Source organism: Rhizobium nepotum 39/7 (assembly GCF_000949865.1).
In the GTDB taxonomy this organism is placed as follows: domain Bacteria; phylum Pseudomonadota; class Alphaproteobacteria; order Rhizobiales; family Rhizobiaceae; genus Agrobacterium; species Agrobacterium nepotum.
The window spans coordinates 89,965-113,751 of the sequence record NZ_JWJH01000009.1 but is presented as its reverse complement, the minus strand read 5'-3'; the positions used below and the strand labels follow the sequence as shown (position 1 = coordinate 113,751).

The following is a 23,787-nucleotide window of genomic DNA, read 5'->3' as shown; positions in this document are numbered from 1 at the left end:
CCATGCATTCGGAAAAACGCGGCCGCGAATTCTACGTCCTCGCCTTCTTTTTTCTTCTCTTCGTGCTGTTCCTCTACGGTCCGCTGTCGGCGATCCTCATCCTCGCTTTTCAGGGGCCGAATGGCGGACTGACCTTTCCGTTGAACGGCGTTTCGCTGCACTGGTTCGGCAATCTTTTCGAGCAACAGGCGGTCGGTGATTTCGGCGGCTCGTTCCGCCGCTCCTTCGGCCTCGGTGTGATGGTCATGGTCGTCACTGTGCTCGTCTCGCTTCTGGCGGGTCTTGCTTTCCGGCGCAAATTCATCGGCGCGACGCCGCTGTTTTATCTCGCCGTCGCCAGCCTCGTGGTGCCGTCGATCATCATTTCGCTTGGTATTGGTGTTCTTTTCCAACAGCTTGGGCTGGAACCTTCATGGTATACATCAGCCTTCGGCGCGCACCTGACCTGGACGCTGCCCTTCGGCGTTCTCATCATGTTGGCCGTTTTCAACCGCTTTTCGCCATCCTATGAGGAGGCGGCCCGCGATCTCGGTGCATCCGCCTGGCAGACCTTCGCCCACGTGGTGCTGCCGATGATTGCGCCGAGCCTGATAGGCGTCGGCCTGTTCGGTTTCACGCTTTCCTATGACGAATTCGCCCGCACGCTGATGACGTCAGGCACCTACAACACCCTGCCGCTGGAAATCTACGGCATGACTACCAACGTCACGACGCCGGTGCTTTATGCGCTTGGGGCCGTCACGACCCTGTTCTCCTTCCTGGTGATTGCGGCCACGCTCGGCCTGATCGTTACCCTGAACCGCCGCCATTCGCGCGGATAAAGAAATGTAAAAATGCGCATTCTCGTCATCAATCCGAACACGACGCAATCCATGACGGCGACGATCGCCGACGCGGCGACGCGGGCAGCCAGCTGCAATACGGAAATCCTCGCCGTTACCTCTTCCATGGGGCCTGTCTCCATCGAAGGATATTACGATGAGGTTTTCGCCGTGCCCGGCCTGCTGCTCGAGCTTGCCAGGGCGCCGGCGCTCGGTGCCAGGGCGGCTGTCATTGCCTGTTTCGACGATACCGGGCTCGATGCGGCCCGCGCGCTCGCCGATATACCGGTGATCGGCATCTGTGAGGCGGCGGTTTCCGCCACCGCCTTCATTGCACAGAGGTTCACCATCGTAACGACGATGGAACGTTCGCGGCTGCCGCTCGAGCACCTTGTCCATCGTTATGGCATGTCTGCCCGTTGCAACGTCCGTGCCGCCGATATTCCCGTCCTGTCGCTGGAAGAGCCGGGCTCGAATGCCCGCGAGCGGTTGCGCGAAGAGATTTCGCTGGCGCTGAAACAAGATCGCGCCGAAGCGATCGTGCTCGGTTGTGCCGGCATGGCGGACCTTACTGCCGAACTGCGCCGCGAATTCGGCGTGCCTGTTATCGATGGTGTTGCCGCGGCCGTGAAACAGGCGGAATCGCTGGTATCCATGGGGCTTTCCACCGCCAAACGCGGCGCCTATGCCACACCGGTTGCCAAACCCTATCGCGGATTGCTCGAAGCGTTCGGGCCGGAGAGGCTTGCCGGGGTGTCTGCGGACGGTTGAAACAGCCGTTCCAATATGTGTGTGTTTCGGGTGGTGACGCGGCCTGCCGTAAAATGCACGCGAATATATCCCAGAAATCAGCGACGGATTTTGCGCGGGTCTGCGTTAAAGTGGCAAGGTGCGGAACGCCGTCACTGAAGCCGCTGTCAATCCGCATGGAATTTTCCCCTGTCCGGCAGGACGGTACGGAGACAAAGCCTGATACATGGTAAGCGATCCGGATGCAGATTTGGTGGAGGATGTCGCTGCGGGAGATGTCCGCGCGATGCAGGCTCTGGTGACGGCCAAACTGCCAAGGATCATGGCGCTTGCCACGCGTATGCTGGGTGATCCGGCAGAGGCGGAAGACATCGCGCAGGAGACGTTCCTGCGGATATGGAAACACGCCGGCACCTGGCGGCAGGGACGAGCGCGGTTCGATACCTGGATCCACCGGGTGGCGCTCAACCTCTGTTACGACCGGCTGCGAAAACGCCGGGAAATATCGGTAGCGGAGCCGCCCCAACAGATAGACGACAGCGCGCTGCCCGATGCCGACCTGCCATATGATGGCGACGAGAGCGGTGCCGTGGCGCGCGCCCTGCAGGCCATACCGGCCCGGCAACGGGAGGCGATCGTTCTGGTTTATTATCAGGAGATGTCGAACCGCGAGGCGGCTGACGTCATGCATGTCAGTGTGGATGCGCTGGAGAGCCTTCTGGCGCGGGGGCGCCGGGCACTCCATGCGATTTTGAACGAGGGCGACAGATGAACGGGGCGAAGAAAACGCTCATGGATAGCCAGATTTTTTCCGAACTTGTGTCGGCCTATGGTGCCGATCCCGAGCGCTGGCCGCAGGATCGGCGGGTAGAGGCCATGGTTTACGCGGAGACGGAAGACGGCAGACGCCTGATCGCGCAGGCGGCCGGTCTCGATTCCGTGCTGTCGACGTATCGTCTTCGGGACCCATCGGCCATCCTCAACGCAAAGATCGTGGCACAGGCAAGAACCCAGACGGCCAGACGCAGGTGGATCGTCCGATACGGGCTGGGTGCCGGCATGATAGGCATCAGCCTTGCCGGCGCGCTGACGGGAGCGGTTGCCGTCATCAACCTCATGCCGCCGCCGGCCCTGACACTGGGCGATACTTTGACGGCCTTCGGAAACCTGCAAAACGATAGTGAAATGGCCGAGGAGACGAAATGAGCGATCAGAATTTCCGCTGGATAGTCGTTGTCCTACTCGTCGTGAACACGTTTCTTGTCTGCGCACTTGCTGGTGCGGGTTTCGTTTATCTGAAGAATGACCCCGCCGCCGTCGCTGCCCGCATGCCGCTTGCGGGCGAACAATTGCCAAAGGCCGAAAGGGAAGCCTTTCGGCGCAGCCTGAGCGACGCGCGCAGGACCATGCGGGAAACCTCCGCCGAGGCGCGTCAGGCGCGCATCGAGGCGGCGTCTCTGATGGGCGCGGAAACGCTTGATCCGGAAGCGCTTTCCGCAGCGCTCGAACGCGCCCGCAAGGCTGAATATGAGGTGCGTGCCGCAACCGAGCTTCAGGCGGCGGAGTTTGCCCGCACCTTGTCGCTCGAGGCGCGGCGGCGGCTGGCGGAAGGGTTGCTCGCCCGTGAGGCGCCAAAGCCTGCCACGAAATAATCACATTTCAACAACGACGGATTTTGGCCCTAGCTCCCGTTGAATGGTCGATAACGAAACGGAGTTCGTATCGGCCATGTCAAATTCCAAGGAACTGGATGCAGCCCTCTGTCTGTGGCGTTTCGGCCTCGGCGCGCGCGAAGGCGATATCCAGGCGATCAGAGACGATCCGCGCGATCTGTTGCGGCTGGAAATTACCGAACGCGCCACACCAATTCCTGTCGGCGCGCAGCTGCATTCCAGCGCTGATCTTCTGGTATCGCTGCTGGCGTATAACAAGGAGATCAAGGCCGAGCGTGAAAAACCGGCTGTCCTTGCTGTTTCTGCAGGCACCGGCGGAGCAGGAGCAATGGATCGCCCGTCGCCGGAAATGGGGGCGGCCGCAAATGCAATGGACAAGGCGGGCATGACGCCGCCCACCGGCGGCCAGCCGGAAAAGAAACCGGAAGCGGCGGTTTTAAAGCGCCCCTATTTTCCCCAGCAGATATTGCTTGCGGAGGCGGACGCCCGCTTCAACGGCACGATACACCAGCCGTTGATCGGCTTTGGCGAACGGCTGGCGATGTTCTGGGCCAATCACTTCGCGGTCGCGACCGGCAAGGGCGGCGATGTGCACATTCTCGCCGGAGCTTTCGAGCGTGAGGCGATCCGTCCGCATGTCTTCGGCAATTTCGAGGATATGCTGCTTGCGGTCGAGACCCACCCCGCCATGCTGTATTTTCTCGACAACCAGCAATCGGTCGGACCGAATTCGCAGGCCAACAGAAACGGCAAGCGCGGGCTCAACGAAAACCTCGCGCGCGAAATCATGGAACTGCATACGCTCGGGGTGGACGGCGGCTATAATCAGACCGATGTGACAGCACTTGCCCGCATCATCACCGGCTGGAGCGTTTATCGCGACGAGAAGCGTTCCGGCCCGCTTGGCCGCTTTTCCTTCAACGCCAGCAACCATGAACCTGGTGACCATGCGGTGATGGGCATCACCTACGGCGAAGCCGGGGTGGAGCAGGGGCGTCGGGCGCTGCGCGATCTCGCGCATCATCCGGCCACGGCCCGCCATCTCGCCTATAAGCTGGTGCGTCATTTCGTCAGCGACCATCCGCCGCCGGAACTGGTGGCGAAACTTGCCGCCGCCTACACCAAGAGCCATGGCGATCTTTCCGCCACCTATATGGCGCTGATCGAGGCCGAACAGTCGTGGAACCCGGCCCTGACCAAGCTCAGGCCGCCGCTCGATTTTGTGACGGCCGTCATCAGGGCGAGCGGCATCGAGCCGAAACCCGAACAGGTCGTCTCCGTGCTCAACGCATTGGGCCAGCCGCTGTGGAACCCTTCCGGCCCGAACGGCTTTGCCGATGTCACCGACAGTTGGGGTTCTTCCGAAGGACTGGCGACGCGCATCGATGCCGCCAGCCTGTTCGCCCATCAGGTTGCCGGTTCAATTGACCCGCGCGACTTCGTCGCAGACCGGCTGGGGCCGCTTTTGTCCGACGAGACGAAAAAGGCCGTGCAGCGGGCGGAGAGCAAACCGCAGGGACTGACGATCGCATTCCTTTCCCCCGAATTCCAGAGGCGTTGACCATGCTGTGTGAACATCTTTCCCCCACCCGCCGTGCTCTTCTCGGCACAGGCGGTGCGCTTTTCGCCTGGGCTTTCATGCCGCGCTTTGCTTTTGCCGCCGGCGGACGCGACCCGCGTTTCGTCACCATCATCCTGCGCGGCGCGCTCGACGGGCTGACCGCCGTGCCTCCGGTCGGCGACCCCGATTATGAGGCCTTGCGGCAACAGATTGCCATGCGCACCGAGGGCGACAATCCTGCCCTTGCGCTGGACGGTTTCTTTGCGCTCCACCCCTCTCTTCGTAATTTCCAGCGGCTCTACCGGAAGGGCGAGGCGGCAATCGTCCACGCCAGCGCCACCGGTTATCGCGACCGTTCGCATTTTGACGGGCAGGATGTGCTGGAATCGGGTTTTCCGACCCCCGGCCATGTCGAGACCGGTTGGCTGAACCGCCTGCTCGAACAGCTGCCGGCGGGTGAAACCATCAATCCGGCCGCTGGGCAGCGGGTGAGCGGCCTTGCCGTTGGCGCCAGCGCGCCGCTGGTCATTCGCGGCAAGGCGCCGATACTCGGATGGGCGCCATCCGTTCTCAAGCCAGCCGATGGCGATCTGGCCCCGCGCCTCGCCGATCTCTACGGCCAGACGGACCCGGTGCTGGCGGCATTGCTTGCCGAGGGCATCGAAACCGGCAGGATCGCCTCCGGCGTCGACATCAAGGCGCGTGGTGGTCCGGGTGATCCCGTCGGCATGGAGCAGATGGCGCGCGGTGCCGCGCGGCTGATCGCCCACCCCGAAGGCCCGCGCGTGGCGGCGCTCGCCTTCGAGGGCTGGGACACACATGCCCATGAGGTCGACCGTCTGGCGAAGTTGCTGAGTGGGCTGGACAATGCGCTCGCCGCCTTCGAGCAGGAACTGGGGCCGGTCTGGAAGGACACGGCAATATTGGTCGCCACGGAGTTTGGCCGCACCGCCCGTATCAACGGCACGGAAGGTACAGACCACGGAACGGCAACAACGGCCTTTCTCGCCGGTGGCAGTATCCGCGGCGGGCGTGTCATCGCTGATTGGCCCGGCCTCAAGCTCGCACAGCTGCGGGATGGGCGGGACCTTGCACCCACCACCGATATTCGCGCAATCATCAAGGGTCTCGCGGTCGATCATCTCGGCGCAAGCGCTGCCATGCTCGACAAGGCGGTCTTTCCCGGCTCGGAGGCCATCCGGCCCATGAAGGGGCTGATCGTCTGAGGTTGGGGAATACCTGAACCGAAGATGTGGAGCGCGGCCAACGATCCCGTTTTATAGAGGACGCGCTCCGGTCTCTTCATATCCCTGTCATAGTAGTATCTGATATCGATATCGTTTTAAGATATCGACATTGTGTAGACGAACAGCCGTTGCACGCTCAGGGAGCTTTTTCGTGAAGTCGTCAACGGAAACAATTCGCACTGAAACCGCAACCCCTCGCAACGGAACACCCGCCGAGGTCTTCGCGGCATTCCTGAAGCTTGGCGTCACCTCCTTCGGCGGCCCCATCGCCCATCTCGGTTATTTTCGCGATGAGCTGGTCGTGCGGCGCAAATGGATAGACGAGGCGGGTTATGCCGATCTCGTGGCGCTTTGCCAGTTTCTGCCCGGCCCGGCCTCCAGCCAGGTGGGTTTTGCCCTTGGGCTGCTGCGGGCAGGGCCGTTCGGCGCGCTTGCGGCCTGGACGGCGTTTACTCTGCCATCCGCCATCCTCCTCCTGCTCTTCGCCACGGTTGCCGCATCCATCGAAGGGCCGATCGGCACCGGCCTGTTGCATGGCCTGAAGATCGTCGCCGTCGCCGTAGTGGCGCAGGCGGTCTGGGGCATGGCAAAAAGTCTGGCCCCGGATCGTGAACGCGCCAGCATCGCGCTTGCCGGTATTATCTGTGTCGTCTTCCTTGCTGGCGCCTTCGGGCAAATTCTGGCGCTCGCCGTGGGTGCCGTCGCGGGTCTCATCTTTTGCCGCACAGATGCGGTTCGGCAGGCCACTCATCTCGCATTCCGGGTACCGAAAAGCGTCGGATACATCGCACTCGTCGCCTTCGTCCTTCTGCTTGGCCTCTTGCCGCTCCTTGCGGCGGTGGCCGGATCGCAGGGCCTGTCGCTGTTCGATGCGTTCTATCGTGCCGGTGCTCTTGTTTTCGGCGGCGGTCATGTCGTGCTGCCATTGCTGCAATCGGCAGTCGTTTCAACGGGCTGGGTGACGGAAGATGCGTTTATCGCCGGTTATGGCGCAACCCAGGCCGTTCCCGGTCCGCTGTTCACCTTCGCGGCCTATCTCGGCGCGGTGGTCGGGCCGCAGCCGAACGGCATTGCGGGGGCGGCCATTGCCCTCATCGCGATCTTTCTGCCGGGCATGCTGCTGCTCGTCGGCGCGCTTCCCTTCTGGGAGGGGTTCCGCAAGCACCTTCTGGCGCAGGCCGCCATGCGCGGCGCAAACGCCGCCGTCGTCGGCATTCTCGGAGCAGCTCTTTATGACCCGGTGTGGACAAGCGCCATCTTCACCCCAAAAGATTTCGCGCTCGCGCTTGCGGGATTCATCCTGTTGACGGTGTGGAAAACACCGCCATGGATCGTCGTGGTCATCTGCGCTGCCGGCGGCGTTCTGCTGGCCCTGTCATAGGCCGTCCTGCGCAGGGCCGATATTGGCAAACATCCAGTCGGAAAAGGCCTGCATGGCTGCGGTCTGCGGCTTTGATTGCAGCCGCGTCAGCCAGTAGCTCCCAAGCGATATGGTGATGGGAAAGGGCTGCACGATCTCCCCGGATGCCAGATGCCGCGAAAACATCGAGGGTGGGGCGAGCGCCACGCCCAGCCCCTGCAATGCGGCCTCCATCATGCCGAGCGAAGTATCGAAAACGATCCCGGCATTCACCTGCGCCACCGGCGTCACGCCAGCCGCCGTAAACCACGTGCTCCACTCATCTGACCTGTAGCTGCGCAGCAGCGTTGCCTCCGCGAGATCGGCGGGCGATTTCAGCGTCTCCGCCAGTTTCGGCGTGCAAAGGGGCGACAAAGGCGCTTCGAAAAGCCGGAACGCATCCGTGCCATGCCAGGAGCCCTGGCCGAAGCGAATGGCGAAATCCAGCCCTTCGGCGGCCATGTCTACCCGGTTGTTATTGGTGGAAACGCGCACGTCGACAAATGGGTGCTGCTTTTGAAACTCCCTTAGTCGGGGCAGCAGCCAGCCAACGGCAAAGGTTCCCACAACCCCCAGAAACAGCAGCTCGCGCACCTGTCCGGCCTCGATCCTGTCGAGCGTGGTCGCCATCTGGTCGAAGGAGCTGGTCACCGTTGGCAGCAGGGCCTCACCTTCCGCAGTGATTTTCAGCCCCCTTGGAAGCCGTTGAAAAAGTGAAACCCCGAGCCGTTTTTCCAGCCCCTTCACCTGCTGGCTCACAGCCGCCTGCGTCACGCACAACTCTATGGCCGCACGGGTGAAGCTGAGGTGCCGGGCTGACGCCTCGAAGGCCCGCAAGCCATTCAGGGGAAGAAATTGCCGAACCATTCAAGACCTAGATTTTCTTGCATCTGCTCCGAGATATCATGATTTGTTCGTGCAAAGTAGGGCGGTTAAACGTCTTTCGCTGGGGACGGCGCATGTGCCGAAAACCCACCTGAGGTTCTGGAGAACGCGAAAGATGAAACTTAATCGCAGACACGTCGCACTGGCCACTTTGCTCTCGATAAGCCTGTTCACGCAGGTTTTCGCCGCCGACGAGACGAGGTTGAAAGCGATAACGGACGCCGCGATCAAGCCGGTCATGGAGAAAAACGGTATTCCGGGTCTGGCCGTTGCCATCAGCGTCGACGGCGAAAACCACGTCTTCACCTATGGCGTCATGTCCACAAGCACAGGCCAGCCGGTCACCCCGCAGACGCTTTTCGAACTCGGCTCCATCAGCAAGACATTCACGGTCACGCTCAGCACTTATGCGGAGGCGCAGGGCAAGCTGTCATTGTCCGGCAAGGTCGGAGATTATCTTCCGTCCATGAAGGGCAGGCCCTTCGGCGATGTCACGCTGATGCAGCTCGGCACCCACACCGCCGGCGGTTTTCCGCTGCAGGTGCCGGATGATGTGAAAACCGAACGGCAGCTTTTGGCCTATCTGAAGGCCTGGAAGCCTTCTTACAAGGCTGGGACAAACAGAACCTACGCCAATCCCAGCATCGGAATGCTCGGATACGTCACCGCAAAGGCCATGGGCCAGGGCTTTGACAGCGCCATGCAGGACGTGCTGTTTCCCGCGCTTGGATTGAAGAGCACCTTCACCGTGGTGCCCAAAGCGAAGATGGCCGATTATGCGCAGGGCTACAAGAGAACCGGCGAGCCGGCCCGCGTGACGCCGGCCATTCTCTCTTCGGAGGCGTACGGCGTCAGATCGACAGCGACCGACATGATCCGCTTCGTCAGCGCGAATATGGGTCTGGAAAAGCTGGACGGGAAAATCCAGCAGGCGATCACCAACACCCATACGGGATATTTCAGCGTCGGCGCCATGACGCAGGATATGATCTGGGAGCAATATCCTCAAACCGTCGCACTGAAAACGCTGGTTGATATGAACTCCGGCGCCTTGCTGAAGACCGTGCCGGTCAAGGAAATCACGCCGCCGATGAAGCCGGGCCCGGATGTCCTCATCAACAAGACCGGCTCCACCAACGGCTTCGGTGCCTATGTCGCGTTCATACCGAAGCAAAAACTCGGCATCGTCATTCTGGCCAATAAAAACTATCCCAATGAGGATCGTGTTTCCGCAGCTTATCGGATTCTGACGGCGCTTAGAGCTTCCGAATGATGCCCGGGCCGCTATGAGCTTGCGCGTTGGGAGCGGCGGCATTCCGGTTGTGAGGTGCCAGCAGGCTCGGCGCGCGGTTCTCCGCTCGGATCGTCATTCCTGCCCTGATAGGATGCAGTTCTCTTCCTGAAAATCAGCGTAATGCCTATATTTTGAGCTATTGAAACAGCAGCTCAAAATTGGGCTTGACGTCTGCGAAATTTTCTCACCAAATGAACCAATATCAGATTGGTTCACGAATGGTGCGATGTGGCGACAGGCCCTAACGACAACTCGAATTACGCTCTGGCGAAGTTGCGCGAGTACATTCAGGCGCCGAATCTTGCGAAAGACGGACGTTTGCCGACGGAGCGGGCCTTTGCGGAGACCTTCGATGTCGGCCGACGTGCAGTTCGCCGTGCTCTGGAGGTTCTGGAATCAGAAGGCCTGATCTGGCGTCGTCAGGGGGCGGGGACCTTTGTCGGTGAAAAACCGGATGATTGGTCCGCTCAGGTCACTGAACTGGTCGCCGGCACCGATATCATGGAAATCATGGAAGTGCGGCTGCGCATCGAACCGCAACTGGCGCAGCTTGCTGCCATGCGCGCCAAGCCCGCCGAGGTGGAACGTATGCGCGCGCTTGTCCAGAAGACCGGCGAGAGCACGGATGCCGACGCCAAGGAATTGTGGGACGGTTCGCTCCACCGCCAGATCGCCCAGAGCGCCGGCAATAAGCTCTTCCTGTCGATTTTCGATGTCGTCAACCGCATTCGCCAGGACGATGCCTGGCAGTCGATACGTGAGCTTGCCCGGCGCAGCGGCACGAATGGCAGGGCTTCTTTCGAACAGCATATGGCCATCGTCGATGCCATTGCCGATCGCGATCCGGCGAGAGCCGGAGAAGCGATGCGCCAGCACCTTCTCATGCATCAGGAAAGGCTGATCCGCGCCACTTCGCTCGGTTTTCAGGAAGAGAAAGCTGCGGAAGACAGTGCGGCGAAGAGCGTGGACGAAGCCGACAACCCGCTTACCCCGGCCTCATAGGCTGCGGGCCAAAATCCGCCGGCCTTTCGGGGCTGGCCAATTTTAAAAAACAAAGACGAAAAACAAAGAAAACCAGACCAGAGGATCGAACATGAAGAAAATCTACACACTCACTGCGGCCCTGTTGGCCAGTGCGTTCCTGACTGCACCAGCCATGGCATCCGAATTGCGTATCGGCCTCAACGATGACGCGGATGTCCTTGATCCCGCGCAATCGCGCACCTTCGTCGGCCGTATCGTTTACACTGCCATGTGCGACAAGCTGGTCGACATTTCCCAGGACATGAAGATTGTTCCGCAACTTGCCACCGAATGGGCCTGGTCCGAGGGCGGCAAGGTGCTGACGATGAAAATTCGCGACGGCGTGAAGTTCCACGACGGCGAAACGCTGGACGCCGCAGCCGTCGTCGCCACCATCGAGCGCAACATGACCCTGCCGGAATCCCGCCGCAAGAGCGAGCTGTCTTCGGTCGAAAAGGTCGAGGCCACCGCGCCGCTGGAAGTCAAATTTACGCTGAAGACGCCCGACGTCACGCTGCTTGCGCAGCTTTCCGACCGCGCCGGTATGATCGTCGCGCCGAAGGCGGCCAAGGAACTGGGCGCGAATTTCGGTTCCAAACCGGTCTGCGCCGGGCCGTTCAAGTTCGTCGAACGCATCCAGCAGGACCGTATCGTGCTCGAGAAATTCGCGGATTATTGGGACAAGGACAAGATCAAGGTCGACAGGATCGTCTACCTGCCGATCCCCGATACCACGGTGAAGCTTGCAAACCTGCGTTCAGGCGATCTTGATATCGCCGAGCGCATCTCGGCATCCGACGCGGAATCCGTCAAGAACGACCCCAAATTGACCTATGCGGACGTGATCGGTCCGGGCTACATGGCCATGTATGTCAATATCAACAATGGTGCGCGCGCTGACAATCCGCTCGGCAAGGACAAGCGCTTGCGTCAGGCCTTCTCTTACGCGATCGACCGCGAAGCGATCGGCCAGATCGTTTTCGAGGGTACGTCCAAGGCCGGCAACCAGTCATTCCCGCCGACAAGCCCCTGGTTCAACCAGAACCTGCCGGTGCCTGCCCGCGATATCGACAAGGCCAAGCAGCTGATGAAAGAGGCGGGCTACGAGAAGCTCGATATCGAGCTTCAGCACGCCAACAACACCACGCAGACGCAGATGATGCAGGTGATCCAGTCCATGGTGGCGGAGGCCGGCTTCAATGTGACCCTGAAGGCCACCGAATTTGCGACGCTTCTTTCCGAACAGACGGCCGGCAATTATCAGCTCAGCCGCTCCGACTGGTCTGGTCGTATCGATCCGGACGGCAATCTTCATCAGTTCGTCACCTGCAAGGGCGGCATTAACGACGTGAAATATTGCAATCCTGAGGTCGACAAGCTGCTGAACGAAGCACGCGCCTCGACCGAAGATTCGGTCCGCAAGGAAAAATACGATGCGGCGAGCGTCATCCTCAACGATGACATGCCTATCATCTATCTCGGCCACCAGCCCTATGCCTACGCCATCTCCAAGAAGGTCAAGGACTGGGCGCCATCGCCGGATGGCATGATCCGCCTTCTCGGCGTCAGCAAGGACTAAGTGCTTCAAATCCGCCGCACGGCTTGCCGTGCGGCCCTCCAGAACGTGTACGAACGGGGGCAATACCATGCCTGTCTACATCGGCAAGCGACTGCTGGTCGCTATCCCGACGCTCTTGATCATCTCCATCTTCGTCTTCTCGCTGCAGAAACTGTTGCCGGGCGACCCGATCCTCGCCATGGCGGGTGAGGAGCGCGATCCGGCAACGATAGAATTCCTGCGTGAGAAATACCGGCTGAACGACCCGGTGCCCCTCCAGTACATCAACTGGCTGGGCGGCGTTGTAACCGGTGATTTCGGTATTTCGCTGCGCACCAACCAGCCGGTGCTGGAACTGATCGGCCAGAAGCTGCCGGTTACCATCCAGCTGGCTGTCATGGCGATGTTCTTCGCGATGGTCATCGGCATACCGATCGGCATTTTGGCCGCCGTCAAGAAGAATACGTGGATTGATTACACGGCCAATATCGTGGCGCTTTCGGGCCTGTCGATCCCGAATTTCTGGCTCGGCATCATGCTGATCCTGCTGGTTTCGGTCAAACTCGGCTGGCTGCCCGCATCCGGTTATGAATCGATCTTTGTCGACCCCGTTCGCTCCATCGAAACGATGATCATGCCCGCCTTCGTACTCGGCAATGCGCTTGCGGCAACGCTGATGCGCCACACAAGGTCGGCAATGATCGCGGTGCTGAATTCCGACTATATCCGCACCGCGCGCGCCAAGGGCCTCTCGCCGCGTGAGGTCATCCTGTCACACAGCTTTCGCAACGCGCTTCTGCCTATCATCACGCTGCTGGCATTGCTCTTTGGGGAACTACTGGCGGGCGCGGTTCTGACGGAGCAGATCTTCACGATCCCCGGCTTCGGCAAGATGACCGTCGATGCGGTTTTCACCCGCGACTACGCGGTCGTACAGGGCATCGTACTCTGCACTGCGGTCGGCTTCATCCTCATGAACCTGCTGGCCGACATCGCCTACGTCCTGCTTAACCCTCGCCTCAGGGCGACGATCTGAGGCCCGATATCATGACCGCTCTCGATCAAAACCTGTCCGTACCGGTGCCGAGGCAGGAAAGCCGCGCCTGGAAGAAAATGAAGCGCAACAAATCGGCGATGGCTGGTCTGGTTATCGTGCTGTTCTTCACAATTCTTGCCGTTGCAGCACCGATCCTGCCGATCGCGGACCCGATTGCGACCAGCTGGTCGGCCATCCGCAAGGCCCCGTCCGCCGCCCATTGGCTCGGCACCGATGATCTCGGCCGCGATATTCTCTCGCGCATGATATATGGCGCACGCGCCTCGCTGATGGCGGGGGTCGTCTCCGTGATGATCGCGGTGGTCATCGGCGTGCCCTTCGGCCTGATCGCCGGTTATTTCGGCGGCTGGGTCGATATGGTCATATCCCGCATCATCGAAGCCTTGCTGGCCATGCCCTTCCTGATCATGGCAATTGCCCTTGCAGCCTTCCTCGGCCCGAGCCTTACCAACGCGATGATCGCCATTGGCCTCTCAGCCATGCCGATTTTCGTACGGCTGACCCGTGGTCAGGTGCTGGCGGTCAAAATGGAGGATTATGTCGAAGGTGCAAGGTCGATCGGCCTCAACCACATCGACATCATGACCCGTTACATCCTGCCGAATGTCTTTGCTCCCATCATCGTGCAGGCAACGCTGACGGTTGCGACCGCCATTATCGCGGAAGCGAGCCTTTCCTTCCTCGGCCTTGGCCAGCAGGCGCCGGCGCCGTCATGGGGTTCCATGCTGAACACCGCAAAGAACTTTCTGAGCCAGGCGCCATGGATGACGATGTGGCCCGGCATTGCAATTTTCCTCGTCGTCATAGGCTTCAATCTACTGGGCGACGGCCTGCGTGACGCGCTCGATCCGCGCGAAGCATGATTTCTCATAAGGAACTGACTGAATGACCGAATTTACCACACGCCCCGAAATCCTCGGCACATTCGGCGTCGTCACCTCGACGCACTGGATCGCATCGGCCGTGGGCATGGCGATCCTCGAAAAGGGAGGCAACGCCTTCGATGCTGCTGTCGCCACGGGCTTCGTTTTGCAGATCGTCGAACCGCATCTCTGCGGCCCGGGCGGCGACATGCCTGCCGTCTTTTATTCGAAGAAGAAGGACAAGGTCGAAGTCATCTGCGCGCAGGGGCCTGCTCCGAGCGGTGCCACGATCGAGCACTATACTTCGGAAGGGCTGAAGCTGATCCCCGGCGATGGTCTGCTCGCAACCGTCATTCCCGGAGCCTTCGACGGCTGGATGCTGATGCTGCGCGACTATGGCACGATGAGCGTGCGCGAGGTGCTGGAGGCCGCCATCTATTACGCCGAATATGGACACCCGACGCTGCCGCGCGTTTCCGCCACCATCAAGGGGTTGGCGGATTTCTTTGAAAAGGAATGGCCGACCTCCCATGAGACCTGGCTGCCGGGCGGTGCCGCACCCGAGCCGCATGCTCTTTTCAGGAACCCGGTTCTTGCGGAAACCTACAAGCGGATCGTCGCGGAAGCCGAAGCCCGCTCCGGTCGCGAAAACCAGATTGAAGCGGCGCGCGACGCCTTCTACCGGGGTTTCGTAGCGGAAGCTATCGACACTTACGTCAGGACCGCCGAAGTCATGGATGCAAGCGGCACCAAGCACAAAGGCGTGCTGACGGCGCAGGATATGGCGGACTGGCATGCGACCGTCGAAGCGCCGCAGACGCTCGATTATCATGACTGGACGATTGCGAAGACTCCCGCCTGGGGGCAGGGTCCGGTTCTGTTGCAGTCGCTCGCTTTGCTGAAAGGCTTCGATCTCGCGGCCATGGATCCGTCCGGTCCCGATTTCATCCACACCATTGTCGAAGCCATGAAACTCGCCTTTGCTGACCGTGAGGTCTATTACGGCGATCCGGAGTTCGGCCAGATTCCGACGGAGTATCTTCTCTCCGAAGGCTACAATGTCGGGCGTCGTAAACTGATCGGCAGCGAGGCATCGCTTGATCTGCGTCCCGGCACTGTGCCGGGTTACGAAAAGCAGGTGGATGCCACCATGGCGATGCTGGCCGAGATGAGCGGCAAGGGCACCGTCTACGAACCGACCATGTCGCATCTGACGGAGAAACGCGGCGACACCGTGCATATCGATGTCATCGACCGCTGGGGCAACATGGTTTCCACCACACCATCGGGCGGCTGGCTGCAATCCTCGCCCATCGTGCCGGGCCTCGGTTTTGCGCTCAATTCCCGCGCCCAGATGTTCTGGCTGAAGGAAGGTCTGCCGACTTCGCTTGCGCCGGGAAAACGCCCACGCACCACGCTGACGCCGTCCCTCGCACTGCATCAGGGACGCCCCTCCATGGTGTTCGGTACGCCCGGCGGCGACCAGCAGGATCAGTGGCAGCTGCCTTTCTTCCTGCGCTACGCCCATCACGGCAAGAACCTGCAGGCCTCCATCGACATGCCGCTGTTCCATACCTCGCATTTCCCGGGCTCGTTTTACCCGCGCACCAGCTCGCCGGGTGAGATCATGGTGGAAAGCACCGTCGGAGACGTCACGTTGCAGGAGCTTCGCCGTCGTGGGCACAAGGTCACGGTTGCCGATGCGTGGACGGTGGGGCGTCTGACCGCCGCACGACGGGATGCTGATGGCCTGCTGCGGGCTGCTGCAACACCCCGGCTGATGCAGGCCTATGCTGTGGGACGATAGAGCCATGAACACGACACCTGTCCTATCGGTTAGAAACCTGACCACCTCTTTTCTCGTCGATGACGTGTGGAGGAGCGTCGTCCGTAACGTCTCCTTCGATGTTGCTCCCGGCGAAACCGTTGCCATTGTCGGCGAGTCCGGCTCGGGCAAGTCCGTCACCTCGCTGTCTATCATGCGCCTGCTTAACGCCGCTTCCAGCCGGATCGAAGGTGAGGTTCTGCTGAACGGCCGCAATCTTCTGGCGCTCTCCGAAAAGGAAATGCGGGGCGTGCGTGGCAACGACGTCTCGATGATCTTTCAGGAACCGATGACGTCTCTCAACCCGATCTTCACGATCGGCCGTCAGATTTCCGAGGTTCTCGTTCGGCACAAGGGCCTTTCAAGGCAGCAGGCAAGGGTGGAGACGGTCCGCCTGCTGGAAAAGGTTCGCATTCCCAATGCGTCGGGCCGCTTCGATGAATATCCGCATCAGTTTTCCGGCGGCATGCGCCAGCGCGTGATGATTGCCATGGCGCTCGCCTCCCGGCCGAAACTGCTGATCGCCGATGAACCGACAACCGCGCTCGACGTCACCATTCAGGGCCAGATTCTTGATCTGATCAAGCTGCTTCAGGAGGAGGAGGGCATGTCGGTCCTCTTCATTACCCATGACATGGGCGTGGTGGCTGAGATCGCCGACCGCACGATCGTCATGTTCCGGGGTGACGAGGTCGAGACCGGACCGACAGAGGATATATTCCAGCGCGGCAAACATCCCTATACGCGGGCGCTGCTTTCGGCGGTACCGAAGCTCGGTTCGATGCGTGACCGGCAATGGCCGACGCGGTTTCCGGTCCTCGATATGAAAACCGGCCTGTCGACCGAACCGGTGGAAGTGGCCGAAACGGTGGCGAGCGGCCAGACCCCTGTTCTGTCGGTCAAGAACCTCGTGACCCGTTTTCCCATCCGCTCCGGCCTGTGGGCGCGCCAGACGGGCGCGGTTCATGCCGTCGAAAACGTCTCCTTCGATCTGTTTCAGGGGGAGACGCTGGCACTTGTCGGTGAATCCGGTTGCGGAAAGTCCACCACCGGCCGCTCGATCATGCGCCTTGTGGAGCCGACGGCGGGCGAAGTGTCGCTCGACGGCTACGATGTGATGCGGCTCGATACCGTTGGTCTGCGCAATATGCGCAAGTCCGTGCAGATGATCTTTCAGGATCCGTTCTCTTCGCTCAATCCGCGCATGACGGTGGGGACCGCGATTTCCGAACCCTTCATCAAACACCGGCTGGGCACTGCAAGGCAGGCAAAGGAAAAGACGGCCGATCTTCTGGAGAAGGTTGGCCTGGCCGCCGACATGGCCAGTCGCTACCCCCATGAATTCTCGGGCGGCCAGCGCCAGCGCATCGCAATCGCCCGTGCGCTTGCCCTCGATCCGAAGGTCATCGTTGCAGATGAAAGCGTGTCGGCGCTCGATGTATCGATCAAGGCGCAGGTCTGCAACCTGTTGCTCGACCTGCAGCAGAGCCTCAATCTGGCCTTCCTGTTCATTTCCCACGACATGGCGGTGGTGGAGCGTGTGAGCCATCGCGTCGCGGTTATGTATCTCGGCGAAATCGTAGAAATCGGCCCGCGTGCGGCCGTCTTCGACAATCCGCAACATGCCTATACGAAGAAGCTGATGGCGGCGGTGCCGGTGCCTGATCCGGCAAGGCGCGGGATAAAGCGGGGCATATCCAACGACGAACTGAAAAGCCCTATACGGGCGATGGGGTATGAGGTGCCGGAGCGGAACTACAGGACCGTTTCGCCCGGCCACCTGGTTCAGATGGCTTGAGCCCGGCCGCACTCCGGAACGATGCGCCCGGCATCCTCTGATGTCGGGCGTGGAGGCGTGAACATCATCCCTGGTTCTGCTATGCAGAGTCGTCGCAACATCTTTCGAAGGGGAGAGCCATGATCGCAGCCTATATTGATGAAATCATCATGTTTTTTGCCGGTTTGTGGATGACGCTGGTGGGGTTTGGTTATCTGCGCCTGTCAAAAAACCAGGCGAACCAGCCGCCGGTGGTTCGTCATTTCAAGTGGATGGGTCCTTTGCTGCTCGTGATCGCCCTCGTTCTGGCTGCTGCGTCGTAGCTTCAGGCTCGCGGCCTGAGGCGAAAAAAAAAACCCGAAGCGGGTTTCCCGTCACTATGACTGACGACCGTACCAGTCATTGATGCCCCTGCGCGCGCTATCCTTCCGGTGGAAGCGGCCGCAACAATACCGGCGACCCGGATCGTTCGATCTCCCTTGCTCTCGTCCCACCCCTTGGAACAATCATCGACGTTCTTTGTTAGTTTCACCGGAACCGAACACGCACCTCCGGACCCTATACCCCTTATCCGGCGCGATGTGTTCGCTTGAGCTGCGGGGTAGGACCCGTCAGGAGAGCGTTATGAATAGGCTGTTCACTCGCCTCGCAGGCGGTATCGCGTCTTTTTCAGGCTCCCCGATCGCTTTCGTTGCGGCGCTGGGGACAGTTCTCGTCTGGGGGATGAGCGGGCCGCTATTCGGCTTTTCAGAGGTCTGGCAACTGGTCATCAATACAGGCACGACCATCGTCACCTTCCTGATGATCTTCCTCGTGCAGAATTCGCAGAACAGGGATTCCGCCGCAATGGAAGCGAAGCTGGACGAGCTGCTGAGGGCGGTGGAGCAGGCACGCGGAGATTTCATCGGGATCGAGCACCTCACGGCGGAGGAAATCGAGGAAATCCGCGCGCGCCTTGAAAATGACAATGGGCAGGAAAGCGACAAGCCTCCTCCCCATCACACCGTGGCTCGCCTGCTTTCCCGGCGTTAGACCCGATGCCTCGCCAGAGGAGACTGCCGCGACGGCCTTTGGATCGCTGACCTGATATGGCCTCGAGGGAGAAGTCCCGTGCACTTCGGAAGGTGTCCGATCCGGACCTCAATACCCTCACAGCAAGAGGACGAGACATGCCAAATCAAGGTGGATCACACGACCAGGGCACGCCTATTGTGGTTGCAGGTGTTCGGCCATGAAGTCGATGAATGCCCTGAGCCTGGGCGTGATCTGGCGGCTGGCCGGCCACAGGACGCTGAATTGATCGGTCTCCGCCACGAACTCCTCCAGGATGGAGACAAGACGGCCATCAGCGATTTCAGCACGGATCGCAAATGGCGGCAGGCAGGCTATTCCCAGCCCTTCGGTTGCCAACGCGATCAATGGGTCGACCGCCGTCGCGCTCATCCGCTCCGGCAGAATGATCTTCTCCTGATTTTCCGAACGTGCCAGCGGCCAGGACCGCAGCTTGCCCGTACTCGGAGAGCGTTGCAGGAGGCACTGATGCTGCATCAGATCATCAGGGACTTTCGGTGTGCCGTATTGCGCGAGATAGGCGGGTGAGGCGATTATTTTCAGTCGAAACCGCCCCACATTGCGGCTCATCAGCCGGCTCTCTGACGGATATCCCGTGCGAATGACCGCATCGAATCCTTCTTCCACGACATCGACAAGCCGGTCGGTGAAATCCAGGTCGAGTTGCACTTCGGGCCATCTGCGCATGAAGCTTGCCATTACCGGTGTCAGCAGCATGCCCACCAGCGGCAGGCTGATGCGAAGCCTGCCTTTCGGCGTTCGCGCGGAATGGGCAAGCTCGGCTTCGGCCGCCTCGACCTCCTCGAAGATGCGGCGACAGCGCTCGAGGAATATCCGTCCTTCCTCGGTCAATGCCATATTGCGGGTGTTGCGGTGAAACAGCCGCACATCCAGCCGTTGCTCAAGCCGCACCACGGCTTTGCCGATTGCCGAAGCCGAGAGGCCGAGCTTCCGTCCAGCTGCAACGAAACTGCCGGTTTCCGCCGATTGCACGAAGGCGTTCAGTGCCGCGAATTTTTCCATAGCGAATGGATAGCGGAACTTTTGTCCTTAGTCATCGGAATAGAGGCTTATTTTTCCGGGAAAGTCCCTCGGCTATATCCGGGTCTCCGCAACCAAGGAGACGACCATGATCCCCGCTTTCACGACCCAGCCATTGCCAACGACTTTCATCGTCAACGTCATTCACGTTCACCCCGGCAAACAGGAGGAAGCGTTCCAGCTGATCCAGGATGTCGTGCACTATGTCGCGGAGCGGAAGCCCGGCTTTCTGTGGAGCAACCTCGCCAAGAGCACCGATGGTCTGACCGTCGTGAATATCGAAGCTATCTCCGATCCCGGCGATGTCGAGATCTTCTTTTCCGATCCGGTATTTCTGGAGAAGTTCGGCCGGCTCGATACCGTGTCGAACAGCGAGTTTCACACCTATACCGTCGGCGATCTGGTGCTGCCTAAGGTGCCGTCGTGAGGACGCGTGACGATTCGTTGCCGCTTGCGGGCTTGTCCGCTCTCGCGGTAGCCGGCTTCGTGACGATCCTGACAGAGGCCCTGCCGGCCGGGCTGCTCCCGCAGATCGGGGCATCGCTGGGTGTAAGCGAAGCCCAGGCCGGACAATGGATCAGCATCTATGCGCTCGGGTCGCTGCTTGCCGCCATCCCGCTGACGGCCGCTACCCGAAGCTGGCGCAGACGGCCGCTTCTGCTTGGGGCCGTGGTCGGTTTCGCGCTCGCCAATCTGGTCACCGCCCTGACGGGAAGCTTCATTGTGGCAATGGCGGCGCGTTTCGTCGCGGGCCTGTCGGCCGGCTTGCTCTGGGCGTTGCTTGCGGGTTACGCGGTCCGGATGGTGCCGTCGCACCTTGCGGGACGCGCCATGGCAATTGCCATGGCGGGCACACCGCTTGCGCTCTCAATCGGTATTCCTGGCGGGACGTTTGTCGGCATGCTTGTGGGATGGCGGCTGACATTCGGGCTGCTCAGTGTCATTGCCCTGCTGCTGGTCGGCTGGATTATTGCGAAGGTGCCGGATTTTGCCGGCGAGCGTGAAACGGAGAGGCCTTCATTATCGCAGGTCTTTGTGGTTCCGGGCATAAGGCCGGTGCTGGCGGTGACACTTTTGTTCGTGCTGGCCCACAACCTGCTCTACACCTATATCGCGCCCATTCTGACCAGCCATGGCATGGCTGCCCGGATCGACAGCATCCTTCTGGTCTTTGGTGGGGCCGCACTGGTCAGTATCGGCCTGACGGCAGCCCTGATCGACAGGTGGTTGCGACCAATGACATTCGTCAGCATCGGCCTGTTCCTCGTTGCCACGCTGGTCTTTGTGTTCGCAACCGGCGCGCCCCTGGCCATCTATTGTGCCGCGCTTATCTGGGGGCTGGCGTTTGGCGGGGCGGCAACGCTGTTCCAGACCGCATCGGCGCGTGCGACAGGCCCGGTGGCCGATGTGGCTCAGGCAATGATCGTCACGGCATGGAATGTTGCCATTTTCGGTGGCGCAGCTGCGGGCGGCTTCGTTCTCGATACCGCCGGAGCGGAGGGATTACCTCGCATCGCCATCGTCCTGCTCGCAGGGGCTGTCGCAGCAGCAGTCTGCATGAAACGCGCCGATACCGAATGCCAGGCTGTCGGCCTGTCGTCTCCGAACTGAAACTCGCAGTCGCGTTTGCCGTCTGGTTGCCGTGGGACGCGGCGCTTGCCGGGGCAGTCTGCCTGATGATGCCGTGCAGGCAAAAAAAAGGGGCCATCGGAAAACCGAGGCCCTTAGGTATGAAGGTTAAAAACCTCCAGAGGGGAACAGCTGATGCGATGGAACTGGGAGGACACCATCGCGTGCATCAGCTGTGGGCTTAATGACTAAAATTTGTGCGGCATGCAAACAAATTTTGTGCAGTGCAGCTATGCAAGAACAGTGAGGGTGGATTTTTGCCGGCTGTTCCCCGGTCTCTTTTCGGTCGTGTTCATATCGCGCTGCCGCCGTCCCAGCGCCGGAATATCGCGCTTGCATTGACCCCGCCGAAGCCGAAGCCGTTGGATATTGCGTATTCCGTTGCGAGATGTCGCGCTTCGTTGGCGACGAAATCGACACCTTCGGCTTCCGGATCCGGTGCATTGAGGTTGAGGGTCGGCGGCGCAATCTGGTTTCTGAGTGCCTGGATCGCGAAGATCGCTTCCAGCCCACCGGCTGCACCGAGCAGATGCCCGGTTGCGGATTTCGTCCCGCTGACCGCTACGCCGTTGTCAGAACCGAAGACGCTTTTGATGGCCCTGATCTCGCCGAGATCTCCGACCGGCGTGGAGGTGGCATGCGCATTGAGGTGACCAATGTCCCGAGGCGTTATTCCGGCCTGCGCGATGGCGATTTCCATGGCGCGGCGCGCGCCGTTGCCGTCTTCCGGGCCGGAGGTGATGTGATGCGCGTCGGCCGTCGTGCCGTATCCGACGAGTTCGGCAAGCGGTGTGGCGCCGCGGGCAAGGGCGTGGCTCAGCGCCTCTATGACGAGCATGCCGGCCCCTTCGCCCATGACGAACCCATCACGCGACACGTCGAAGGGACGCGATGCTTCGCTCGGTGTATCGTTGAAATCGGTCGATAGCGATCTGGCCGCGGCGAAACCGCCGAGGCTGACGATGTTCATGCAGGCCTCTGTTCCGCCGCAAATCGCAATGTCGGCTTCATTGGATCGAATAAGCCTTGCGGCATCGCCGATTGCCTGGACACCGGCGGCACATGCGGTCACCGGCGCGCCGAGCGGGCCTTTGAAGCCATGGCGGATCGAGACCTGTCCGGCTGCGAGGTTAACGAGGAACGACGGTATGGTGAAGGGCGAGAGACGGCGGACGCCGCGTTGATCTACGGTGCGAACGGCTTCGGTGATTGCGGGAAAGCCGCCGATGCCCGACGCGATGATCGTCGCTGTTCGCAGGCGGTCTTCGTTCGAGGAGGGCTTCCAGCCCGCCTGCGCGAGCGCCTCCTCAGCGGCCGCGAGAGCGAAGATGATGAACCGGTCGACCTTGCGTTGGTCCTTCGGAGCAACGGCCGTATCGGGATCGAAGCCGCCTTCCGGATCCTCGATGAAGGTGGGCACAACGCCCCCGACTTTCGAGGGCAGGTCCCCGACGATATCGTCGCCCAGCCGACGAATGCCGCTTTTGCCCGCAATAAGACGCGACCAGGAGATGTCGACATTCTTCCCGAGGGGGCTTACAGCTCCCATTCCTGTCACAACGATACGACGCATAATCTTTTCCACCTGTCTTTACAGTAAAAATTGAGATGCCTTGAGTGCCCCGGGCTTCAGCATCCCGGGTTGGCGACATACCTCACGCCCTTGTCGGCTCCGGATCATCGGACCTGCCGATAGTCTTCAGGCGGCGTCATCGCCGCGCGCGATGCGCCTGACTTCACCGGCGGCCGCGTCGAGGATGCCCTGCGACAGCTTCTCGTCCTCCATGATGCGCGATATCGTGACGGCGCCGACCATCAGGGACAGTATCGCCATCGCCTTGTCGCTGGGACCGGACCTCTCGGGATTGTCCATCAGCTCATCAAGAACTTCGAAGTGCGCCCGGATACCGTCCTCAAACGGACGTCTGACCCCTTCGCTTTGTCGCGCCGCATCCGACCCCAACGCCACCAACGGGCAGCCTTCGGCCTTTTCACCGCGATGATCCGGCGAGAGGTAAAATTGCACGACGGCTTCGAGAGGGTCGGAATTATCCGCAGCCGCTTCCGACCATCTTCGTGTCGCGCTTTCCATCGCGCGCCTCGATGCCAGCGCGGCAAGATCGTCCTTCGAGGCGAACTGCTTATAGAAGCCACCCTGCGTGAGACCGGCACCCTTCATCAGATCTTTCAGGCCGATTCCGTCAAAACCATGCTCCCGAAACAGGCGGCTGGCGACGTCGATGACTGTTTCCCGATTTGCCTCGGCCTGTGCGCGGCTCACTCTCATGATGATCTCCAATTAGATTTCATTTG

23 protein-coding genes are annotated in these 23,787 nt (G+C 60.7%); 19 read left to right on the top strand and 4 right to left on the bottom strand.

All coding sequences use genetic code 11. The features are described 5' to 3' along the window. Window positions 1-2: 2 nt before the first annotated feature. From RS75_RS11390 to chrA, 8 genes are all read left to right on the top strand, one after another. Complete coding sequence (locus tag RS75_RS11390; protein WP_045020405.1) at window positions 3-821, top strand: ABC transporter permease; 819 nt, start codon at window positions 3-5, stop codon at window positions 819-821. A gap of 12 nt (window positions 822-833) precedes the next feature. Then, entirely contained in the window at window positions 834-1,592 is a 759-nt protein-coding gene (locus RS75_RS11385; RefSeq protein ID WP_045020403.1) for an aspartate/glutamate racemase family protein, read from the top strand. 205 nt (window positions 1,593-1,797) lie between these two features. Next, window positions 1,798-2,343 (top strand): RNA polymerase sigma factor, encoded by a 546-nt coding sequence (locus RS75_RS11380; protein WP_045020402.1) that lies wholly within the window; start codon window positions 1,798-1,800, stop codon window positions 2,341-2,343. 20 nt (window positions 2,344-2,363) lie between these two features. Next, window positions 2,364-2,777 carry a hypothetical protein gene (locus tag RS75_RS11375; protein ID WP_234704254.1) on the top strand — a complete coding sequence of 138 codons (414 nt, stop codon included), beginning with the start codon at window positions 2,364-2,366 and terminating at the stop codon, window positions 2,775-2,777. Continuing rightward, window positions 2,774-3,223: a periplasmic heavy metal sensor gene (locus tag RS75_RS11370; protein WP_045020398.1), complete on the top strand. Its 450-nt coding sequence runs from the start codon at window positions 2,774-2,776 to the stop codon at window positions 3,221-3,223. The genes RS75_RS11375 and RS75_RS11370 overlap by 4 nt, the downstream gene beginning before the upstream one ends. Window positions 3,224-3,299: 76 nt before the next feature. After that, complete coding sequence (locus RS75_RS11365; RefSeq protein WP_234704253.1) at window positions 3,300-4,805, top strand: DUF1800 domain-containing protein; 1,506 nt, start codon at window positions 3,300-3,302, stop codon at window positions 4,803-4,805. A gap of 2 nt (window positions 4,806-4,807) precedes the next feature. Beyond that, window positions 4,808-6,031 carry a DUF1501 domain-containing protein gene (locus tag RS75_RS11360; protein ID WP_045020394.1) on the top strand — a complete coding sequence of 408 codons (1,224 nt, stop codon included), beginning with the start codon at window positions 4,808-4,810 and terminating at the stop codon, window positions 6,029-6,031. Between the two features lie 172 nt (window positions 6,032-6,203). After that, a complete protein-coding gene (gene chrA, locus RS75_RS11355; protein ID WP_045020392.1) occupies window positions 6,204-7,433 on the top strand; it encodes a chromate efflux transporter in 1,230 nt (409 codons plus the stop codon). On the opposite strand, the gene gcvA is transcribed toward chrA, so the two are convergent. Continuing rightward, window positions 7,428-8,318 carry a transcriptional regulator GcvA gene (gcvA, locus tag RS75_RS11350; protein WP_045020390.1) on the bottom strand — a complete coding sequence of 297 codons (891 nt, stop codon included), beginning with the start codon at window positions 8,316-8,318 and terminating at the stop codon, window positions 7,428-7,430. The genes chrA and gcvA overlap by 6 nt on opposite strands. A gap of 133 nt (window positions 8,319-8,451) precedes the next feature. Between gcvA and ampC the strand changes: the two genes are divergently transcribed. The 9 genes from ampC to RS75_RS11305 all read left to right on the top strand — a co-directional run bounded on the left by ampC (window position 8,452) and on the right by RS75_RS11305 (window position 18,765). Next, window positions 8,452-9,609, top strand: coding sequence for a class C beta-lactamase (gene ampC / locus RS75_RS11345; protein ID WP_045020388.1), 1,158 nt, complete (start codon window positions 8,452-8,454; stop codon window positions 9,607-9,609). A gap of 249 nt (window positions 9,610-9,858) precedes the next feature. Further along, complete coding sequence (locus RS75_RS11340) at window positions 9,859-10,632, top strand: FadR/GntR family transcriptional regulator (protein ID WP_045020591.1); 774 nt, start codon at window positions 9,859-9,861, stop codon at window positions 10,630-10,632. Window positions 10,633-10,723: 91 nt separating this feature from the next. Continuing rightward, window positions 10,724-12,232 carry an ABC transporter substrate-binding protein gene (locus RS75_RS11335; protein WP_045020386.1) on the top strand — a complete coding sequence of 503 codons (1,509 nt, stop codon included), beginning with the start codon at window positions 10,724-10,726 and terminating at the stop codon, window positions 12,230-12,232. Window positions 12,233-12,299: 67 nt separating this feature from the next. After that, window positions 12,300-13,247: an ABC transporter permease gene (locus tag RS75_RS11330; protein WP_045020384.1), complete on the top strand. Its 948-nt coding sequence runs from the start codon at window positions 12,300-12,302 to the stop codon at window positions 13,245-13,247. Between the two features lie 11 nt (window positions 13,248-13,258). Then, complete coding sequence (locus RS75_RS11325) at window positions 13,259-14,131, top strand: ABC transporter permease (protein WP_045020383.1); 873 nt, start codon at window positions 13,259-13,261, stop codon at window positions 14,129-14,131. A 22-nt stretch (window positions 14,132-14,153) separates the two neighbouring features. Continuing rightward, entirely contained in the window at window positions 14,154-15,938 is a 1,785-nt protein-coding gene (locus RS75_RS11320) for a gamma-glutamyltransferase family protein (RefSeq protein WP_045020380.1), read from the top strand. Between the two features lie 4 nt (window positions 15,939-15,942). Beyond that, a complete protein-coding gene (locus RS75_RS11315) occupies window positions 15,943-17,754 on the top strand; it encodes an ABC transporter ATP-binding protein (protein ID WP_045020378.1) in 1,812 nt (603 codons plus the stop codon). A gap of 119 nt (window positions 17,755-17,873) precedes the next feature. Continuing rightward, window positions 17,874-18,056 carry a hypothetical protein gene (locus RS75_RS11310; RefSeq protein ID WP_045020376.1) on the top strand — a complete coding sequence of 61 codons (183 nt, stop codon included), beginning with the start codon at window positions 17,874-17,876 and terminating at the stop codon, window positions 18,054-18,056. A 301-nt stretch (window positions 18,057-18,357) separates the two neighbouring features. Beyond that, window positions 18,358-18,765 carry a low affinity iron permease family protein gene (locus RS75_RS11305; protein WP_045020374.1) on the top strand — a complete coding sequence of 136 codons (408 nt, stop codon included), beginning with the start codon at window positions 18,358-18,360 and terminating at the stop codon, window positions 18,763-18,765. A 174-nt stretch (window positions 18,766-18,939) separates the two neighbouring features. Here the strand turns inward: RS75_RS11305 and RS75_RS11300 are convergent, their stop codons facing one another. Continuing rightward, window positions 18,940-19,827 (bottom strand): LysR family transcriptional regulator, encoded by an 888-nt coding sequence (locus RS75_RS11300; protein ID WP_045020371.1) that lies wholly within the window; start codon window positions 19,825-19,827, stop codon window positions 18,940-18,942. 106 nt (window positions 19,828-19,933) lie between these two features. Here RS75_RS11300 and RS75_RS11295 point away from each other — a divergent pair, with 106 nt between their 5' ends. Together RS75_RS11295 and RS75_RS11290 are read left to right on the top strand one after the other, a co-directional pair. Next, window positions 19,934-20,272, top strand: a complete 339-nt coding sequence (locus tag RS75_RS11295; protein WP_045020369.1) for an antibiotic biosynthesis monooxygenase — start codon at window positions 19,934-19,936, stop codon at window positions 20,270-20,272. Then, window positions 20,269-21,456: an MFS transporter gene (locus RS75_RS11290; protein ID WP_045020367.1), complete on the top strand. Its 1,188-nt coding sequence runs from the start codon at window positions 20,269-20,271 to the stop codon at window positions 21,454-21,456. Before RS75_RS11295 ends, RS75_RS11290 begins: the two co-directional genes overlap by 4 nt. A 310-nt stretch (window positions 21,457-21,766) precedes the next feature. On the opposite strand, the gene fabF is transcribed toward RS75_RS11290, so the two are convergent. Both fabF and RS75_RS11280 read right to left on the bottom strand, forming a co-directional pair. After that, window positions 21,767-23,047, bottom strand: coding sequence for a beta-ketoacyl-ACP synthase II (gene fabF / locus RS75_RS11285; protein WP_045020365.1), 1,281 nt, complete (start codon window positions 23,045-23,047; stop codon window positions 21,767-21,769). A gap of 126 nt (window positions 23,048-23,173) precedes the next feature. Next, on the bottom strand, window positions 23,174-23,761 hold the full coding sequence (locus RS75_RS11280; RefSeq protein WP_045020590.1) for a TetR/AcrR family transcriptional regulator: 588 nt from the start codon (window positions 23,759-23,761) through the stop codon (window positions 23,174-23,176). Between the last annotated feature and the right edge of the window lie 26 nt (window positions 23,762-23,787).

Coding starts and splice junctions, on each gene's coding strand:
- RS75_RS11295 (WP_045020369.1), top strand. CDS start 19,934: ATGATCCCCGCTTTCACGACCCAGCCATTGCCAACGACTTTCATCGTC.
- RS75_RS11370 (WP_045020398.1), top strand. CDS start 2,774: ATGAGCGATCAGAATTTCCGCTGGATAGTCGTTGTCCTACTCGTCGTG.
- RS75_RS11390 (WP_045020405.1), top strand. CDS start 3: ATGCATTCGGAAAAACGCGGCCGCGAATTCTACGTCCTCGCCTTCTTT.
- RS75_RS11325 (WP_045020383.1), top strand. CDS start 13,259: ATGACCGCTCTCGATCAAAACCTGTCCGTACCGGTGCCGAGGCAGGAA.
- RS75_RS11280 (WP_045020590.1), bottom strand. CDS start 23,761: ATGAGAGTGAGCCGCGCACAGGCCGAGGCAAATCGGGAAACAGTCATC.
- RS75_RS11365 (WP_234704253.1), top strand. CDS start 3,300: ATGTCAAATTCCAAGGAACTGGATGCAGCCCTCTGTCTGTGGCGTTTC.
- RS75_RS11300 (WP_045020371.1), bottom strand. CDS start 19,827: ATGGAAAAATTCGCGGCACTGAACGCCTTCGTGCAATCGGCGGAAACC.
- RS75_RS11320 (WP_045020380.1), top strand. CDS start 14,154: ATGACCGAATTTACCACACGCCCCGAAATCCTCGGCACATTCGGCGTC.
- RS75_RS11385 (WP_045020403.1), top strand. CDS start 834: ATGCGCATTCTCGTCATCAATCCGAACACGACGCAATCCATGACGGCG.
- RS75_RS11335 (WP_045020386.1), top strand. CDS start 10,724: ATGAAGAAAATCTACACACTCACTGCGGCCCTGTTGGCCAGTGCGTTC.
- RS75_RS11310 (WP_045020376.1), top strand. CDS start 17,874: ATGATCGCAGCCTATATTGATGAAATCATCATGTTTTTTGCCGGTTTG.
- RS75_RS11305 (WP_045020374.1), top strand. CDS start 18,358: ATGAATAGGCTGTTCACTCGCCTCGCAGGCGGTATCGCGTCTTTTTCA.
- RS75_RS11330 (WP_045020384.1), top strand. CDS start 12,300: ATGCCTGTCTACATCGGCAAGCGACTGCTGGTCGCTATCCCGACGCTC.
- ampC (WP_045020388.1), top strand. CDS start 8,452: ATGAAACTTAATCGCAGACACGTCGCACTGGCCACTTTGCTCTCGATA.
- fabF (WP_045020365.1), bottom strand. CDS start 23,047: ATGCGTCGTATCGTTGTGACAGGAATGGGAGCTGTAAGCCCCCTCGGG.
- gcvA (WP_045020390.1), bottom strand. CDS start 8,318: ATGGTTCGGCAATTTCTTCCCCTGAATGGCTTGCGGGCCTTCGAGGCG.
- RS75_RS11360 (WP_045020394.1), top strand. CDS start 4,808: ATGCTGTGTGAACATCTTTCCCCCACCCGCCGTGCTCTTCTCGGCACA.
- RS75_RS11315 (WP_045020378.1), top strand. CDS start 15,943: ATGAACACGACACCTGTCCTATCGGTTAGAAACCTGACCACCTCTTTT.
- RS75_RS11375 (WP_234704254.1), top strand. CDS start 2,364: ATGGATAGCCAGATTTTTTCCGAACTTGTGTCGGCCTATGGTGCCGAT.
- RS75_RS11380 (WP_045020402.1), top strand. CDS start 1,798: ATGGTAAGCGATCCGGATGCAGATTTGGTGGAGGATGTCGCTGCGGGA.